The organism is Vibrio sp. SCSIO 43132 (genome assembly GCF_019904195.1).
In the GTDB taxonomy this organism is placed as follows: Bacteria; Pseudomonadota; Gammaproteobacteria; order Enterobacterales; family Vibrionaceae; genus Vibrio; species Vibrio nigripulchritudo.
The window spans coordinates 3,754,012-3,771,244 of the sequence record NZ_CP063199.1; the positions used below are offsets into that span (position 1 = coordinate 3,754,012).

Sequence of the window (17,233 nt, forward strand, 5' to 3'; positions counted from 1 at the left end):
CACTCAAAGTATCAAAGTATCAAAGTATCAAAGTATCAAGGTATCGGATCCCTTCGAATACGCACAATTTGCTATACCAAATCAGTTTAGCGATCAACAGACACAAAAAAGGCACCTTTCGGTGCCTTTTTAACATCTTAACGTCGATTACTCTTCAGTAGAGAAACCTGCGTTCAGAAGCGCTGCCAGGTTGTCTGTCGCTTGCTCTGCAGAAGGACCTTGTTCTTCGCGTTGCTTTTGACGATCCTGGTGGTAGGCGAAACCTGTACCAGCCGGGATTAGACGACCAACGATTACGTTCTCTTTCAGACCACGCAGGTCATCACGTTTACCAGAAACCGCAGCTTCTGTTAGTACGCGTGTTGTCTCCTGGAACGATGCCGCAGAGATGAACGATTCTGTCGCTAGAGATGCCTTCGTGATACCTAGAAGCTCGCGCTCAAAGCGTACAAGCTCTTTGCCTTCAGCTTCTAGTTGACGGTTAGCAATCTTAACCTGAGAGTATTCCACCTGCTCACCAGGTAGGAACTCAGAGTCACCAGCGTGAGTGATCGTACACTTACGTAGCATTTGACGAACGATAGTTTCGATGTGCTTATCGTTAATCTTTACGCCTTGCAGACGGTATACTTCCTGAACCTCGTTCGAGATGTATTCCGTTACTGCACGGATGCCACGCAGACGTAGGATATCGTGCGGTGCTTCTGGACCGTCAGCGATAACGTCACCACGTTCGATCTTCTCACCTTCAAACACGTTTAGCTGGCGATGCTTAGGAATCATTTCTTCATAAGTCTCACCACCCTCGCGAGTGATTACCAGGCGACGCTTACCTTTCGTCTCTTTACCGAAGCTCACTGTACCAGTGTGCTCAGCTAGGATAGCAGGCTCTTTTGGTTTACGTGCTTCGAACAAGTCAGCAACTCGTGGAAGACCACCGGTGATATCTTTGTTACCACCAGACTTCTGAGGAATACGTGCAAGCGTGTCACCCACACCTACTTCCGCGCCGTCTTCTAGCTGTACGATTGCTTTACCAGGCAGGAAGTAGTGAGCTGGCATATCTGTACCAGGAATCATTACATCGTTACCCGCTGCGTCAATCAGCTTAACCGCTGGACGCATGTCTTTACCTGCTGAAGGACGAGCCGCTGCATCAGTTACTTCGCTTGAAGACAGACCAGTTAGGTCATCTGTCTGGCGAGAAACTGTTACGCCGTCGATCATGTCAACGAATTGGATGCGACCTGCCACTTCAGTGATGATTGGCATGGTGTGCGCTTCCCAGTTAGCCACTGTTTCACCAGCTTCAACTGCGTCGTTGTCACCTTTGCTCAGGATAGAACCGTAAGGCAGTTTGTGTTTCTCTTTCGTACGACCGAACTCATCGATGATGGTCAGTTCAGATGCACGAGAAGTGATAACAAGCTTACCGTCTTTGTTGGTTACGAACTTAGCATTGTGAAGCTTCACAGAACCTGTGTTCTTCGCTTGAATGCTGTTCTCAGCCGCTGCTGTCGATGCCGCACCACCGATGTGGAACGTACGCATCGTAAGCTGTGTACCCGGCTCACCGATAGACTGAGCAGCGATTACACCTACTGCTTCACCTTGGTTCACTAGGTGACCACGAGCTAGGTCACGACCGTAACATTGCGCACAACAACCGAAGTCAGAGTCACAGGTTACAACCGAACGTACTTTCATCTTATCAACAGAGTTTTCGTCGATGATCTGACACCATTTCTCGTCGATAAGTGTGTTACGTGGAATCAGTACGTCTTCAGTACCTGGCTTAAGAATGTCTTCTGCAACCACACGACCAAGAGCAAGCTCAGTCAGTGCTACTTTAACATCACCACCTTCGATATGAGGCATCATATCGATACCATCGTGCGTGCCACAGTCGTGCTCGTGGACTACTACGTCCTGAGCAACGTCTACTAGACGACGAGTTAGGTAACCGGAGTTCGCTGTCTTAAGTGCGGTATCCGCAAGACCCTTACGAGCACCGTGGGTTGAGATAAAGTACTGAAGTACGTTCAGACCTTCTTTAAAGTTCGCGGTGATCGGCGTTTCGATGATCGAACCATCCGGACGAGCCATAAGACCACGCATACCTGCTAGCTGACGAATCTGAGCTGCAGAACCACGAGCACCGGAGTCGGCCATCATGTAGATGCTGTTGAACGACTCTTGCTGTTCTTCTTCACCGTCACGGTTGATAACAGCTTCAGAAGACAGGTTATCCATCATTGCTTTCGCAACACGGTCGTTGGTAGACGCCCAGATATCGATAACTTTGTTATAACGCTCACCAGCAGTAACAAGACCAGACTGGAACTGCTCCTGGATTTCACGTACTTCTTCTTCTGCTTCCGCGATTTCAGTGTACTTCGCGTCTGGCACAACCATGTCGTCGATACCAACAGATACACCAGACATTGCCGCGTAAGCAAAACCTGTGTACATGATTTGGTCAGCGAAGATTACTGTGTCTTTCAAGCCAAGCTTACGGTAAGCCTCGTTAAGAAGCGTAGAAATTTGCTTCTTACCAAGTTTCTGGTTTACCAGGCTAAACGGAAGACCTGATGGCACGATTTGCCATAGCATTGCACGACCGATAGTCGTATCAACCAGCTTAGTTTCCGTCACGCTGTTGCCGTCTTCATCAACAACAGTTTCAGTAATACGAACTTTAACGCGAGTGTGAAGCTCTACAGACTGAGTGCGGTACGCTTTCTCAGCTTCAGCAGGACCAGATAGGTACATGCCTTCGCCTTTGGCGTTGATCTTGTCACGAGTCATGTAGTAAAGACCCAATACAACGTCCTGAGAAGGTACGATGATCGGATCACCTGATGCTGGCGACAGAATATTGTTTGTCGACATCATCAGAGTACGAGCTTCAAGCTGTGCTTCTAGAGTTAGAGGCACGTGTACCGCCATTTGGTCACCATCGAAGTCGGCGTTGTACGCCGCACACACTAGTGGGTGTAGCTGAATCGCTTTACCTTCGATAAGTACTGGTTCAAACGCCTGGATACCAAGACGGTGAAGTGTTGGTGCACGGTTAAGCAGTACTGGGTGTTCGCGGATAACTTCGTCCAGGATATCCCAAACGATCGCTTCTTCACGCTCTACCATCTTCTTAGCAGCTTTGATTGTCGTCGCCATGCCACGAGTTTCTAGCTTGCTGTAGATGAATGGTTTGAATAGCTCAAGTGCCATCTTCTTAGGAAGACCACACTGGTGCAGACGAAGGTATGGACCTACTGTGATTACAGAACGACCAGAGTAGTCTACACGTTTACCTAGAAGGTTCTGACGGAAACGACCTTGTTTACCCTTGATCATATCAGCAAGAGATTTCAGAGGACGCTTGTTCGAACCTGTGATCGCACGACCACGACGACCGTTATCAAGAAGCGCATCAACAGACTCTTGCAACATACGCTTTTCGTTACGTACGATGATGTCCGGAGCAGCAAGCTCTAGTAGACGCTTCAAACGGTTGTTACGGTTGATCACACGACGGTATAGGTCGTTCAGATCAGAAGTCGCAAAACGACCGCCATCTAGTGGAACCAGAGGACGTAGATCTGGTGGAAGGACTGGAAGAACCGTCAGGATCATCCACTCTGGGTTGTTACCAGATTGAATGAACGCTTCAACGATTTTCAGACGCTTAGTTACCTTCTTACGCTTAGTTTCAGAGTTAGTGGTTTCTAGCTCTTCGCGCATTTGCTCCGCTTCACGCTGAAGATCCATAGTGCTTAGCAGATCTTTGATCGCTTCTGCACCCATCTTCGCTGTGAATTCGTCGCCCCACTCTTCCAAGCGGTCTAGGTACTCTTCTTCCGTCAGCATTTGACCTTTTTCTAGGTCTGTCATGCCTGGCTCTGTAACAACGTACATTTCAAAGTAAAGTACGCGTTCGATATCACGCAGTGGGATATCCATCAACAGACCGATACGAGACGGTAGAGATTTTAGGAACCAGATGTGAGCAACTGGAGAAGCCAGCTCAATGTGACCCATGCGATCACGACGAACTTTAGTTTGTGTAACTTCAACGCCACACTTCTCACAGATTACACCACGGTGCTTCAGGCGCTTGTATTTGCCACAAAGACATTCGTAGTCTTTAACTGGACCAAAAATACGCGCACAGAACAGACCATCGCGCTCAGGTTTGAACGTACGATAGTTGATAGTTTCAGGTTTTTTCACTTCACCAAAAGACCATGAACGGATCATGTCTGGTGAAGATAGACCGATTTTGATTGCATCAAATTCTTCGGTCTTATGCTGTGCTTTTAGAAAGTTTAATAAGTCTTTCACAATCAGCTCCTGTAAGGAGTTAAAAGGGGCTCACCCGCAAAAGTGAGCACCTTCTACCAATAATCCCGTGGGATTACTCTTCGTCTTCTAGCTCGATGTTGATACCTAGCGAGCGGATCTCTTTCAACAATACGTTGAAGGATTCTGGCATGCCAGGTTCCATGCTGTGGTTGCCGTCCACGATGTTCTTATACATCTTAGTACGACCGTTCACGTCATCCGATTTCACCGTTAGCATTTCTTGTAGAGTGTAAGCGGCACCGTATGCTTCCAGTGCCCATACTTCCATCTCACCGAAACGCTGACCACCGAACTGAGCTTTACCACCAAGTGGCTGCTGAGTTACCAGGCTGTAAGAACCGGTTGAACGTGCGTGCATCTTGTCATCAACTAGGTGGTTCAGTTTCAGCATGTACATGTAACCTACAGTTACAGGACGCTCAAACTCGTCACCAGTACGGCCATCAAACAGACGTAGCTGACCAGATTCTGGTAGGTCGCCTAGTTTCAATAGAGCCTTGATGGAAGATTCTGGCGCACCGTCGAAGATAGGTGTCGCGATTGGTAGACCACCACGTAGGTTTTGTACCAAAGTGCGAACTTCTTCATCGCTCAGTGCTGCAACATCAACTTTCTGACGGGTGTCACCCAGATCGTACACTTCTTGTAGGAAGTTACGGAACTTGTGCAGCTCTTGCTGTTCTTTCAGCATCTGGTTGATCTTGTCACCCACACCTTTCGCTGCCAGACCCATGTGTACTTCCAGGATCTGACCGATGTTCATACGTGATGGTACACCCAGTGGGTTAAGTACGATGTCGACAGGTTCACCCTTCTCATCGTATGGCATGTCTTCAACAGGGTTGATCTTAGAGATTACACCCTTGTTACCGTGACGACCCGCCATCTTATCACCAGGCTGGATGCGACGCTTAACTGCTAGGTAAACCTTAACGATCTTCAGAACACCTGGTGCAAGGTCATCGCCTTGAGTGATCTTACGACGCTTAGTTTCAAACTTCTTATCGAAGTCTGCTTTCAGCTCGTCCCACTGCTCAGCTAGCTGCTCTAGCTGCCCTTGTAGAGACTCATCGTCAAGAGACTGTTCTAGCCACTTCTTACGATCGATAGTGTCTAGTTTCGCTTCAGAGTAACCACCTGAAATCAATACCGCTTTCACACGAGCAAGTAGACCGCCTTCCAGAATCTGGAATTCTTCAGTCAGGTCTTTCTTCGCTTCTTTCAGCTGCATTTGCTCGATTTCAAGCGCACGTTTGTCTTTCTCTACGCCATCGCGAGTGAAGACTTGAACGTCGATGATGGTACCTGAAACAGAGTTTGGTACACGCAGTGATGTATCTTTAACATCTGATGCTTTTTCACCGAAGATAGCGCGTAGTAGCTTCTCTTCAGGCGTTAGCTGAGTTTCACCCTTAGGCGTTACTTTACCAACTAGGATGTCGCCACCCTTCACTTCAGCACCGATGTAAACGATACCTGACTCGTCCAGTTTAGACAGAGCAGACTCACCTACGTTTGGAATATCCGCTGTGATCTCTTCAGAGCCCAGCTTAGTGTCACGCGCCACACAAGAAAGCTCTTGGATGTGGATAGTCGTGAAACGGTCTTCCTGAACAACACGCTCAGAAACAAGGATGGAATCCTCAAAGTTGTAACCGTTCCAAGGCATGAATGCGATACGCATGTTCTGACCAAGCGCCAGCTCACCAAGGTCGGTTGAAGGACCATCAGCAAGAACGTCACCACGTGCTACTGGCTCACCAGGTAGTACAGTTGGACGCTGGTTAATACATGTGTTCTGGTTAGAACGCGTGTACTTAGTCAGGTTGTAAATGTCGATACCTGCTTCACCTGGAACCAGCTCATCTTCATTTACTTTTACAACGATACGTGATGCGTCAACAGACTGGATAACACCGCCGCGTTTAGCAACCGCTGTTACACCGGAGTCAACTGCAACGTTACGCTCGATACCAGTACCGACAAGAGGCTTGTCAGCACGCAGAGTCGGAACTGCCTGACGTTGCATGTTCGCACCCATCAATGCACGGTTCGCATCATCGTGCTCTAGGAATGGGATAAGCGATGCTGCCACAGATACAACCTGGTTCGTTGCAACGTCCATGTAATCAACTTGATCACGTGGGTGCAGACCAGATTCACCTTTCTGACGAGCAGTAACCAGTTCTTCTACGAACGTGCCTTCCTCTGTTAGACCAGAGTTAGCCTGAGCGATGATGAACTGACCTTCTTGAATAGCAGATAGGTAATCAACTTCGTCAGTAACAACACCATCTACTACGCGACGGTACGGAGTTTCTAGGAAACCGTACTCGTTACAACGCGCAAACGCAGACAGGGAGTTGATCAGACCGATGTTTGGACCTTCAGGCGTTTCGATAGGACATAGACGACCGTAGTGCGTTACGTGTACGTCTCGTACTTCGAAGCCAGCACGTTCACGAGTCAGACCACCTGGACCCAATGCAGAAATACGACGCTTGTGCGTAACTTCTGAAAGTGGGTTGTTCTGGTCCATGAATTGTGAAAGCTGTGAAGAACCAAAGAATTCTTTAACCGCTGCAGAAATTGGCTTCGCGTTGATTAGGTCTTGAGGCATGATTGCGTCAAGGTCGCCAAGGCTTAGGCGCTCTTTAACCGCACGCTCAACACGTACCAGACCAACACGGAATTGGTTTTCTGCCATTTCGCCTACGCTACGGATACGACGGTTGCCAAGGTGGTCGATATCGTCCACTTCGCCTTTACCGTTACGGATCGCGATAAGCTTCTTCATCACTTCGATGATGTCTAGTTCATCAAGTGTGCCTTGCTCTAGAGCGTCTTCGCGCTCGATAGAACTGTTGAACTTCATACGACCAACTGTTGATAAGTCGTAACGTTCTTCAGCGAAGAATAGGCTTTCGAATAGTGCTTCTGCCGCTTCTTTTGTTGGTGGCTCACCTGGGCGCATCATGCGGTAGATTTCTACTAGCGCAGAGATACGGTCAGTAGTGCTGTCGATACGCAAAGTATCAGACATGAACGGACCGTGATCCAGGTCGTTCGTAAACAGCACTTCAAGCTTCTTATGACCAGCTTGAGACAGGTTAGCCAGTGCTTCCAGGCTGATTTCCTGGTTAGCACCAACGATGATTTCGCCAGTAGCTTCGTTGATGTAATCTTTCGAAGAAACTTTGCCTACGATGTATTCGATTGGCACTTCGATGAATTCAACGCCGTCTTTTTCAAGTTGACGGATGTGACGTGCAGTCACACGGCGACCAGTTTCAACGTAAGTCTTACCGTTCGCTTCAATGTCGAATGACGCAGTTTCACCACGCAGACGATCTGGAACCAGCTCCATAAGTAGAGTCTGATCTTTCACTTCGAAGTTCACTTTCTCGAAGAAGAGATCTAGGATTTCTTCCGTCGTTTTGTTCAGTGCACGAAGGATGATTGAAGCAGGTAGCTTACGACGACGGTCGATACGTACGTACAGGTTATCCTTAGGGTCGAACTCAAAGTCTAGCCATGAGCCACGGTAAGGAATAACACGTGCGTTGTATAAAACTTTACCTGATGAGTGGGTCTTACCCTTATCGCTGTCGAAGAACACGCCTGGGCTTCGGTGCAGCTGGGATACGATAACCCTCTCGGTACCATTAATTACGAAGGTACCATTGTCTGTCATGAGTGGAATTTCACCCATGTAGACTTCTTGTTCTTTAATGTCTTTTACAGTACCTGCCGGTGCGTCTTTATCAAAAACAACCAGGCGCAGTTTTACGCGTAGAGGTTTTGAGTATGTGACACCGCGGATTTGACATTCTTTAACGTCAAAAACTGGCTCACCAAGACGGTAGCTAACGTATTGCAGCTCAGAGTTGCCGTTGTAGCTCTGAATAGGAAATACAGAACGAAAAGCCGCTTCAAGACCGTATTGCCCTTCCGGATCCTGTTCGATGAATTTGTCGAACGAATCGAGCTGGATCGACAGCAGGTATGGAATGTCCAAAACTTGTGGACGAGTACCAAAGTCCTTACGGATGCGCTTTTTCTCGGTATAAGAGTAAACCATGGGGTTCCTCAGCTCGCTGATAAGTGACCCAAACTGTCCGCCCGTTCCTAGTTACTTAAGGAGGGGTAAGGGACAGTGACTAAACAACTGTTTACTGTAGAACGAAGCAGCAAGGTTGCTGATTCGTTTTTTTGCATGGATAGAGGCGCTTAAACAGCAGGAAAATTCGCCTATACCCTACAGCGCAAAAAGGCCGGTGGTTATTAAACCACCAGCCATTAGCCTGTCGGCTAAGAAATTAAGTAATAATTACTTAACTTCAACAGAAGCACCAGCTTCTTCTAGTTGAGCTTTAAGAGCTTCAGCTTCGTCTTTCTCGATACCTTCTTTCAGAGGTGCTGGAGCGCCGTCAACTAGAGCTTTAGCTTCTTTCAGACCTAGACCTGTAGCGCCACGTACTGCTTTGATTACAGCAACTTTGTTACCGCCAGCAGCAGTTAGGATTACGTCAAATTCAGTTTGCTCAGCAGCAGCTTCGCCACCAGCAGCACCGCCAGCTACAACAGCAGCTGCAGCAGATACGCCGAATTTTTCTTCCATAGCTTCGATAAGCTCAACAACTTGCATTACAGACATTTCTGCAACTGCGTCTAGGATTTGCTCGTTAGTAATAGACATAACAATTCTCTTTTAAGTCAACAATAAGTTTATTTTGCAACCAGTAAAAAGCAAGCCTTAAGCTGCTTCTTCTTTTTGATCGCGGATAGCAGCGATAGTACGTACCAGCTTGCCAGCAGAAGCTTCTTTCATGCACATCATTAGGCGTGCAATTGCTTCGTCGTAAGTTGGTAGTGTTGCTAGTACTTCAGCGTCAGTTACTGCGCCTTCAAATGCAGCAGCTTTGATCTCGAAGTTGTCGTTCTCTTTAGCGAAGTCTTTGAAAAGACGCGCTGCAGCACCTGGGTGCTCGTTAGAGAACGCGATCAGAGTAGGACCAGTGAAAGTGTCAGTTAGACACTCGTAATCAGTACCCTGAACCGCACGGCGTGCTAGTGTGTTACGCACGACTTTCATGTAAACGCCAGCTTCACGAGCTTGTTTACGTAGAGAAGTCATCGCGCCAACATTAACGCCACGAGAATCAGCTACAACTGCAGAAAGTGCACCACTGGCAGCTTCGTTGACTTCAGCAACAATTGCTTTTTTGTCTTGAAGATTTAAAGCCATCTTGGATTAACTCCTGGTTGTCGTTACACCACTCACACTAAAATAATGTGAGAGTTAAAACGGTGCAGTTCCAGAAGAAAGGCTATCTATTAATAAGTCAGCTTTCTTTAGGTTCGGACACCGTCTACGTAGGTTTCATTAAGTCTGCTAATGCAGACGCCTACGGTCTTGGACGGAGACTGAGTCTCTTCTCGAAAGGAGAAACTTAGTCCCAACCACAAATATTAGGCGCGAAATTATACACAAATTTCACGCCTAATCAAATTTATTATGCTGTTTGAGTGTTCAGGCTAGCCTGATCAACAGAAACACCAGCACCCATTGTAGTAGAGATGCTTACTTTCTTCAGGAAAGTACCTTTCGCTGAAGATGGCTTAGCTTTCTTAAGAGCAATTAGAAGAGACTCTAGGTTCTCTTTGATTTGCTCAGCAGAGAAGTTAGCTTTGCCGATAGTAGTGTGGATGATACCGTTCTTGTCGTTACGGTAACGAACCTGACCAGCTTTAGCGTTCTTAACTGCTTCAGCAACGTTAGGAGTTACAGTACCAACTTTCGGGTTTGGCATAAGACCACGAGGACCTAGGATAGTACCTAGTTGACCAACAACACGCATTGCATCTGGAGAAGCAACAACTACGTCGAAGTTCATTTCGCCTTTCTTAACTTGCTCAGCAAGATCTTCCATACCTACGATGTCTGCGCCAGCTTCTTTAGCTGCTTCAGCGTTTGCACCTTGAGTGAACACTGCAACGCGGATTTCGCGGCCAGTGCCGTGAGGTAGTACAGTTGCACCACGTACGTTCTGGTCAGATTTACGAGCATCGATGCCTAGGTTAACAGCAACATCTACAGACTCAACGAATTTAGCAGTCGCTAGTTCTTGAAGAAGAGCAACAGCTTCGTTGATTTCGTATTCTTTAGTTACGTCAACTTTTTCGCGGATTACGCGCATACGCTTAGTAAGTTTTGCCATGATATTAACCCTCTACCACTAGGCCCATTGAACGAGCAGTACCTGCGATAGAACGCTTCATCGCTTCGATGTCAGCGCCAGTCATGTCTGCAGCTTTAGTTTCTGCGATCTCTTGCAGCTGAGCGTCAGTAACAGTACCCACTTTTTCAGTGTTTGGACGACCAGAACCAGACTTAACACCTGCTGCCTTCTTAAGAAGAACTGCTGCTGGCGGAGTCTTAGTTTCAAAAGTGAAAGAACGGTCGTTGTATACTGTGATAACAACTGGGATCGGTAGACCTTTTTCTACAGATTCTGTTTTCGCGTTGAACGCTTTACAGAATTCCATGATGTTCACACCGTGTTGACCTAGAGCAGGACCAACTGGTGGACTTGGGTTTGCCATACCCGCTGCAACTTGCAGCTTGATATAAGCTTCAACTTTCTTAGCCATGATATTTCCTAAGTTTTGGGTACAAACGCCAACCTGCTGGTAAGCTCCCCGTTAGATACAAACTTTTCACTTCATAGAAGTAAAAAGGCGCGAAATTATAATCATAATTCGCGCCTTTCACAACCCTAGATAAGGTGTTTTTTTAATCAAGCTTATCCACTTGACCGAACTCGAGTTCAACCGGTGTTGCACGACCAAAGATCGATACAGACACTTTTATACGGCTCTTCTCGTAGTCCACTTCCTCAACCGTACCGTTGAAGTCAGCAAATGGTCCTTCGTTAACACGAACCACTTCACCCGCTTCAAACATTGTCTTAGGACGTGGAGCTTCGCTCGCTTTCTCTAGACGGTTAAGAATTGCATCCGCTTCTTTGTCAGAAATCGGAGCAGGACGATCAGAGGTACCACCAATGAAGCCCATGACACGCGGCACACTGCGCACTAGGTGCCATGATTCATCGTTCATGATCATCTGAACCAGAACATAGCCTGGGAAGAATTTACGCTCGCTCTTGCGGCGTTGACCTGCACGCATTTCAACAACTTCTTCTGTTGGAACAAGAACTTCACCAAAAAGTTCTTCCATGTCGTGCATTTTGATGTGCTCACGAAGAGACTGAGCCACACGACCTTCAAATCCAGAGAAGGCTTGAACCACATACCAGCGTTTTTTAGGAGCTTCACTCATGTATTAAAACCCTCACACCCCAGTCGCTAGAGCAACCAGACGAACCATAATGCCGTCGATACCCCAAAGCGCTAGAGCCATAACTATACTAACTGCTAACACAATCAATGTTGTTTGCATGGTCTCTTGGCGAGTAGGCCAAACTACCTTGCGAACTTCTACTTTTGCTTCATTTGCAAAAGTGATTGCTGCTTTACCTTTACCTGTAGTAGCGGCAATTGCCAGTGCAGCACCCACAAGCACAATGGCACCTGCTGCACGGAACACTACGTTTAGCTCATAAACTGTGAACTCTTTACCACCACCCAGAACAGCATTTCCTACAACAGCAGCGGCAAGCAGAATAACAGCGACAATCCACTTAAATGTATCTGCTGCATTGGAGCTATCAGGAGTTTCAGCGTTTGCTTTCATAAAACCAACCTGTGACAAGTCTTAAATATAGACGACAACAACCCCGCTGTTGCAGGGCACATTCCATCGCATTGGAACCCAACGCATACAAGGAAAAAGATGAGATCTTCTTCACAAAATTCTTTGCTTTGAGCAATGAATGACAAGCCTTGTCATTCATCTCTTTTTTTAGCGCAGAAAAAGGGCATCAAATGATGCCCTTTTTACTAGTGGTTCGTCAAATCTTAATCAAAGATTTTCGCAACAACACCAGCACCTACTGTACGGCCACCTTCACGGATTGCGAAACGTAGACCTTCGTCCATCGCGATTGGAGCGATTAGAGTAACAGTCATTTGTACGTTGTCGCCAGGCATTACCATTTCAACGCCTTCTGGAAGCTGGATGTCACCAGTTACGTCAGTTGTACGGAAGTAGAACTGTGGACGGTAACCTTTGAAGAATGGAGTGTGACGACCACCTTCATCTTTAGACAGTACGTATACTTCTGATTCGAACTTAGTGTGTGGGTTGATTGAACCAGGTGCAGCCAGTACTTGACCACGCTCTACTTCGTCACGCTTAGTACCACGTAGAAGTGCACCAACGTTCTCACCCGCACGGCCTTCGTCTAGAAGCTTACGGAACATCTCTACACCAGTACATGTAGTAGTTGTCGTTTCTTTGATACCTACGATCTCTACGTCGTCACCTACTGTTAGGATACCACGCTCGATACGACCAGTTACTACTGTACCACGACCCTGGATTGAGAATACGTCTTCAATCGGTAATAGGAACGGCTGGTCTACAGCACGCTCTGGCTCTGGGATGTAAGAATCTAGTGCTTCTGCAAGCTCAACAATCTTGTCTTCCCACTGCTTTTCGCCGTTTAGAGCGCCAAGAGCTGAACCTTGGATTACTGGTAGGTCATCACCTGGGAATTCGTACTCAGAAAGAAGTTCACGAACTTCCATTTCTACTAGCTCTAGAAGCTCTTCATCATCAACCATGTCACACTTGTTCATGAATACGATGATGTATGGGATACCAACCTGACGGCCTAGTAGGATGTGCTCACGAGTTTGAGGCATTGGGCCATCAGTCGCAGCTACAACTAGGATACCACCGTCCATTTGCGCAGCACCTGTGATCATGTTTTTAACATAGTCAGCGTGTCCTGGGCAGTCTACGTGTGCGTAGTGACGTGATGGAGTGTCGTACTCAACGTGAGACGTTGCGATTGTGATACCACGCTCACGCTCTTCTGGAGCGTTATCGATAGATGCGAAGTCTTTCGCTTCACCGCCGTACACTTTAGCTAGAGTAGTACAGATTGCAGCAGTTAGAGTTGTTTTACCGTGGTCAACGTGGCCGATAGTACCAACGTTTACGTGCGGTTTCGTACGTTCAAATTTTTCTTTAGACATGGAGTGTCCCTCAAGGTACGGATTTAGGTGGCTTTGATGACCACGCAACCAAAATAATGGTGATTGTATTACAAAAGGAAATGGCTTCAAGAGCTGGTGCTGATAGGCGGATTTGAACCGCCGACCTCACCCTTACCAAGGGTGCGCTCTACCGACTGAGCTATATCAGCACTTTGTATGAGTTGGAGCGGGCAGCGGGAATCGAACCCGCATCATCAGCTTGGAAGGCTGAGGTAATAGCCATTATACGATGCCCGCAACACGTAACTCTGTGAGCTATTTCCTTAGGAATATGGTGGAGGGGGACGGATTCGAACCATCGAAGGCAGTGCCGGCAGATTTACAGTCTGCTCCCTTTGGCCACTCGGGAACCCCTCCAAATTTTTAAAACTTTCTCTCGCTCTAATCAAGAGGTAGAAAGTGGTGCCGACTACCGGAATCGAACTGGTGACCTACTGATTACAAGTCAGTTGCTCTACCTACTGAGCTAAGTCGGCACACGAGTGGAGCGAATTCTATTGAATGATTTTGTACCTTGCAATAGAAAATTGAAAAAAAATGCAAATTTCCCTTAACTTGAGGTTAATTGCGCACAAATTCGTCAGATTTTCATGACTGACGCTCAATTATTGGCATCCAAATCGTTTGCATCTCGCCTAGCATAGTGTATTGTCACTCTCCCAGATTTTTATGGATTCTGAATACGTTATGAGCCCTTACATGTCTTTTAATCGTCAACAATGGTCAGAGTTGCGCAACTCTGTGCCAATGACGTTGTCAGAAGAAGATTTGAAGGAGCTTCAGGGTATTAATGAAAGCCTGACAATGAAAGAGGCGGTAGAAATCTACTTACCCCTGTCTCGCTTGCTGAATCTTTATGTTGAGGCAAGACAAAGCCGCAACTCAGTATTGCATCGCTTTCTCCATCAAAAAGAGCACGCGCCACCATTTGTCATTGGTATTGCTGGGAGTGTTGCGGTAGGGAAAAGCACCACAGCCAGACTTCTCAAAGCACTTCTCTCTCGTTGGGAAAACCACCCTAAAGTTGAGCTGATCACCACTGATGGGTTTCTTTACCCAAATAAGGTGTTAAGTGAAAGTGGTTTAATGCAGAAGAAAGGGTTTCCAGAATCTTATGATATGAAGAAGCTGGTTCAGTTTGTTTCTGATGTAAAAGCTTGCAAGCGCAATGTTAAAGCACCGGTATATTCACACCTCACTTATGACATTACGAAAGAAGAGAAAGTAGTCGACCTACCCGACGTGTTGATCATTGAAGGGCTTAACGTGCTGCAAAGCGGCATGGATTACCCTCACGACCCTCATCGAGTGTTTATCTCAGACTTTTTGGATTTTTCTCTATTTGTAGATGCTACACCTGAGATGATTCAGACCTGGTATGTTGAGCGCTTTATGAAATTTCGCCAGGGTGCTTTCACCAAGCCTGGATCTTACTTCGGACACTACACCAAGTTGTCTCAAGATGAAGCTCTTGATAAAGCCAAGAGTATCTGGCAAACCATCAATGGTAAAAACCTAGAGCAGAATATTTTACCTACCCGTGAACGTGCCCAGCTCATTTTGCAAAAAGGCAAAAATCACATGGTGGAAAAAGTTCTGCTTCGAAAATAGCTTACTCTGCACCTCTCAATGAGATTTCTCCGCCAATAAAAGTTTCTACACCGTTTTCAGTTTCGATAAGAATGCCACCTTGTTCATCAATACCTTTGGCGATACCTTTTAACTCTTTTGGCCCCATTATCAGTTTAACCGGACGATCCAGAAAGTTATCTAACCGGTTCCATCGTTCAACAAAGCCTCTCATCCCATTCACTTCATAGTCATTGAGCGATCGCTCCCAGGCGGTAAGAATAGCCGATGCGAGAGCATTCCTATCTATGTGGTCATTCGGGAGAATCTGACCAAGAGAGGTCCACGGTTGAGTGATATTTTCTGTAGAATCTGGCATTGCAATATTAAGCCCCATGCCAATCACCAGGTTTGCGGCGGCACCAGCCTGACCCGAAATTTCGACCAGAATACCCGCAAGCTTTTTGTCCTGATAGTAAAGATCATTCGGCCACTTGAGCTTCACGCCATGAATACCCAATGACTCAAAAGCTTCCACCACAGAAACGCCAACCACTAAGCTCAGCCCCATGGCTGCAGCCATGCCCGCTTCCAGCCGCCAGAACATAGAGACATAAAGGTTACTGCCAAAAGGAGAGACCCACTGGCGACCTCTTCGACCTCTCCCCTGACTTTGATATTCAGCCAGACAAGCATCACCACTATTAAGTTCATGTGTTCGTTCAAGCAGATATTGGTTTGTCGAGCCAATAACAGGGAATACTTTCAGCGAGCGCTGGGAACCACTGCTGAGCAATGCTTCATCCAGTAGTGATAGAGGTGAAGGCAGCCGATAGCCTTTCCTCTGAACGCTATAAACGTCTAACCCAAGTTCTTGGATGCTCTTGATATGTTTACTTATCGCCGCTCTTGAAATACCAAACTTCTCGCCCAGTGCTTCACCAGAATGAAACTCGCCATCAGCCAATTGTTTAATGATGTTGTATTTCACGGAATCAACTTTCATGCAGCTTCTCCAGACACTCTGTTAAGTTGGTTTCTTTATGACTACCGATAAATCGGACTTCATGCTCCAGACGAATTTGATACTTCTCTTGAACTTTGTCTCTAACCAAAGCGGCGAGCTTAAGAATATCAACGGGTGTGGCGTTATTGGTGTTGACCAATACCAACGCTTGATCTGGGTGAACTAGAGCTCCACCAACCTCAGTTCCCTTTAACCCGGCATGATCGATTAACCAGCCAGCCGCTACTTTTACTTGTTCACCGACGTTATACCCCACCATCTCTGGGTACAGTGCTTGCAGCTGATCAAACTGATCTTTAGAGATTACAGGGTTTTTAAAGAAGCTCCCGGCATTGCCCAGCACAGCAGGGTCTGGCAATTTGGAACGACGAATATCGCACACTCGTTCAAATATCTTTCTTGCTGTTCTACTTCCGGTATCAAGCGCTTTCAAAGGACCGTATTCCACATTAGGTTTCCAGTCCTTTTTTAAGAGAAACCCTACAGCAACCACCGTCGCTTTATCTTTCAAGTTTTTCTTAAACACGGAATCCCGATAACCAAACTGACATTCTTCGTTACTGAGCCGGATAACCGAATCAGACTCTTGACAGTAGTAATCCACATACTCGCAGACATCTTTCAATTCGACACCATAAGCACCTATGTTTTGAATAGGCGCAGAACCAACGCAACCGGGGATCAACGCCAGATTTTCTAAACCTGAATAGCCTTGCTCCAGCGTCCACTCGACAAATTGTGGCCAATCTTCTCCACCACTGACATGTAGATGAAAGTACTCTTCACTTTCAGTAACAGATTTCCCCATTAGCTGGTTAAGAAGAACAACACCGCTGAAATCTTCGGTAAACAAAACATTGCTGCCTTTGCCCAGCATTAACTTTGATAATGGTTTCAATTCCGGGTGGTTAAGCGAGTTTCGAAGATCGCTAACAGAAGTAATTTTGACCATATGCTGGCAATGTACTTCCAGACCAAAAGTATGAAACGGTTTAAGGCTTTGGTTTTGGTATATCTGCATAGTATTTAGAGGTAAAATTCGGCTGTTTCGCATTTTACCTTAACTATTCAGAGAGCGCAGTG

General features: G+C 46.7%; 12 protein-coding genes and 4 tRNA genes. 1 reads left to right on the plus strand and 15 read right to left on the minus strand.

Translation table 11 applies throughout. The annotated features are described in order from the left end of the window. Window positions 1-147 precede the first annotated feature (147 nt). The 13 genes from rpoC to INR79_RS17045 form a co-directional block, all read right to left on the minus strand. Window positions 148-4,344 carry a DNA-directed RNA polymerase subunit beta' gene (gene rpoC / locus INR79_RS16985; protein ID WP_022551811.1) on the minus strand — a complete coding sequence of 1,399 codons (4,197 nt, stop codon included), beginning with the start codon at window positions 4,342-4,344 and terminating at the stop codon, window positions 148-150. A 73-nt stretch (window positions 4,345-4,417) separates the two neighbouring features. Then, window positions 4,418-8,446, minus strand: a complete 4,029-nt coding sequence (rpoB, locus tag INR79_RS16990; RefSeq protein WP_004402065.1) for a DNA-directed RNA polymerase subunit beta — start codon at window positions 8,444-8,446, stop codon at window positions 4,418-4,420. Window positions 8,447-8,695: 249 nt separating this feature from the next. Beyond that, window positions 8,696-9,064 (minus strand): 50S ribosomal protein L7/L12, encoded by a 369-nt coding sequence (rplL, locus tag INR79_RS16995; protein WP_004402066.1) that lies wholly within the window; start codon window positions 9,062-9,064, stop codon window positions 8,696-8,698. 57 nt (window positions 9,065-9,121) lie between these two features. Continuing rightward, window positions 9,122-9,613 (minus strand): 50S ribosomal protein L10, encoded by a 492-nt coding sequence (gene rplJ / locus INR79_RS17000; protein ID WP_004402067.1) that lies wholly within the window; start codon window positions 9,611-9,613, stop codon window positions 9,122-9,124. Between the two features lie 268 nt (window positions 9,614-9,881). Continuing rightward, window positions 9,882-10,586 (minus strand): 50S ribosomal protein L1, encoded by a 705-nt coding sequence (gene rplA / locus INR79_RS17005; RefSeq protein WP_004402068.1) that lies wholly within the window; start codon window positions 10,584-10,586, stop codon window positions 9,882-9,884. A 4-nt stretch (window positions 10,587-10,590) separates the two neighbouring features. Beyond that, window positions 10,591-11,019, minus strand: a complete 429-nt coding sequence (gene rplK / locus INR79_RS17010) for a 50S ribosomal protein L11 (protein WP_004402069.1) — start codon at window positions 11,017-11,019, stop codon at window positions 10,591-10,593. Window positions 11,020-11,161: 142 nt separating this feature from the next. Continuing rightward, window positions 11,162-11,710 (minus strand): transcription termination/antitermination protein NusG, encoded by a 549-nt coding sequence (gene nusG, locus INR79_RS17015; protein WP_004402070.1) that lies wholly within the window; start codon window positions 11,708-11,710, stop codon window positions 11,162-11,164. 12 nt (window positions 11,711-11,722) lie between these two features. Then, a complete protein-coding gene (gene secE / locus INR79_RS17020) occupies window positions 11,723-12,124 on the minus strand; it encodes a preprotein translocase subunit SecE (protein ID WP_004402071.1) in 402 nt (133 codons plus the stop codon). 224 nt (window positions 12,125-12,348) lie between these two features. Then, window positions 12,349-13,533: an elongation factor Tu gene (gene tuf / locus INR79_RS17025; protein ID WP_022551812.1), complete on the minus strand. Its 1,185-nt coding sequence runs from the start codon at window positions 13,531-13,533 to the stop codon at window positions 12,349-12,351. 94 nt (window positions 13,534-13,627) lie between these two features. Further along, window positions 13,628-13,703: transfer RNA gene (locus INR79_RS17030), tRNA-Thr, on the minus strand. A 13-nt stretch (window positions 13,704-13,716) separates the two neighbouring features. After that, window positions 13,717-13,791: transfer RNA gene (locus tag INR79_RS17035), tRNA-Gly, on the minus strand. 35 nt (window positions 13,792-13,826) lie between these two features. Further along, window positions 13,827-13,911 (minus strand) — tRNA-Tyr (locus tag INR79_RS17040). A gap of 43 nt (window positions 13,912-13,954) precedes the next feature. Then, window positions 13,955-14,030 (minus strand) — tRNA-Thr (locus INR79_RS17045). A gap of 211 nt (window positions 14,031-14,241) precedes the next feature. On the opposite strand from INR79_RS17045, the gene coaA reads away from it, so the two are divergent. Continuing rightward, window positions 14,242-15,165, plus strand: a complete 924-nt coding sequence (gene coaA, locus INR79_RS17050) for a type I pantothenate kinase (protein ID WP_223095240.1) — start codon at window positions 14,242-14,244, stop codon at window positions 15,163-15,165. Window position 15,166: 1 nt separating this feature from the next. On the opposite strand, the gene birA is transcribed toward coaA, so the two are convergent. Continuing rightward, complete coding sequence (gene birA, locus INR79_RS17055; protein ID WP_022592381.1) at window positions 15,167-16,129, minus strand: bifunctional biotin--[acetyl-CoA-carboxylase] ligase/biotin operon repressor BirA; 963 nt, start codon at window positions 16,127-16,129, stop codon at window positions 15,167-15,169. Beyond that, on the minus strand, window positions 16,119-17,171 hold the full coding sequence (murB, locus tag INR79_RS17060; protein ID WP_223097050.1) for a UDP-N-acetylmuramate dehydrogenase: 1,053 nt from the start codon (window positions 17,169-17,171) through the stop codon (window positions 16,119-16,121). Before murB ends, birA begins: the two co-directional genes overlap by 11 nt. Window positions 17,172-17,233: the final 62 nt, after the last annotated feature.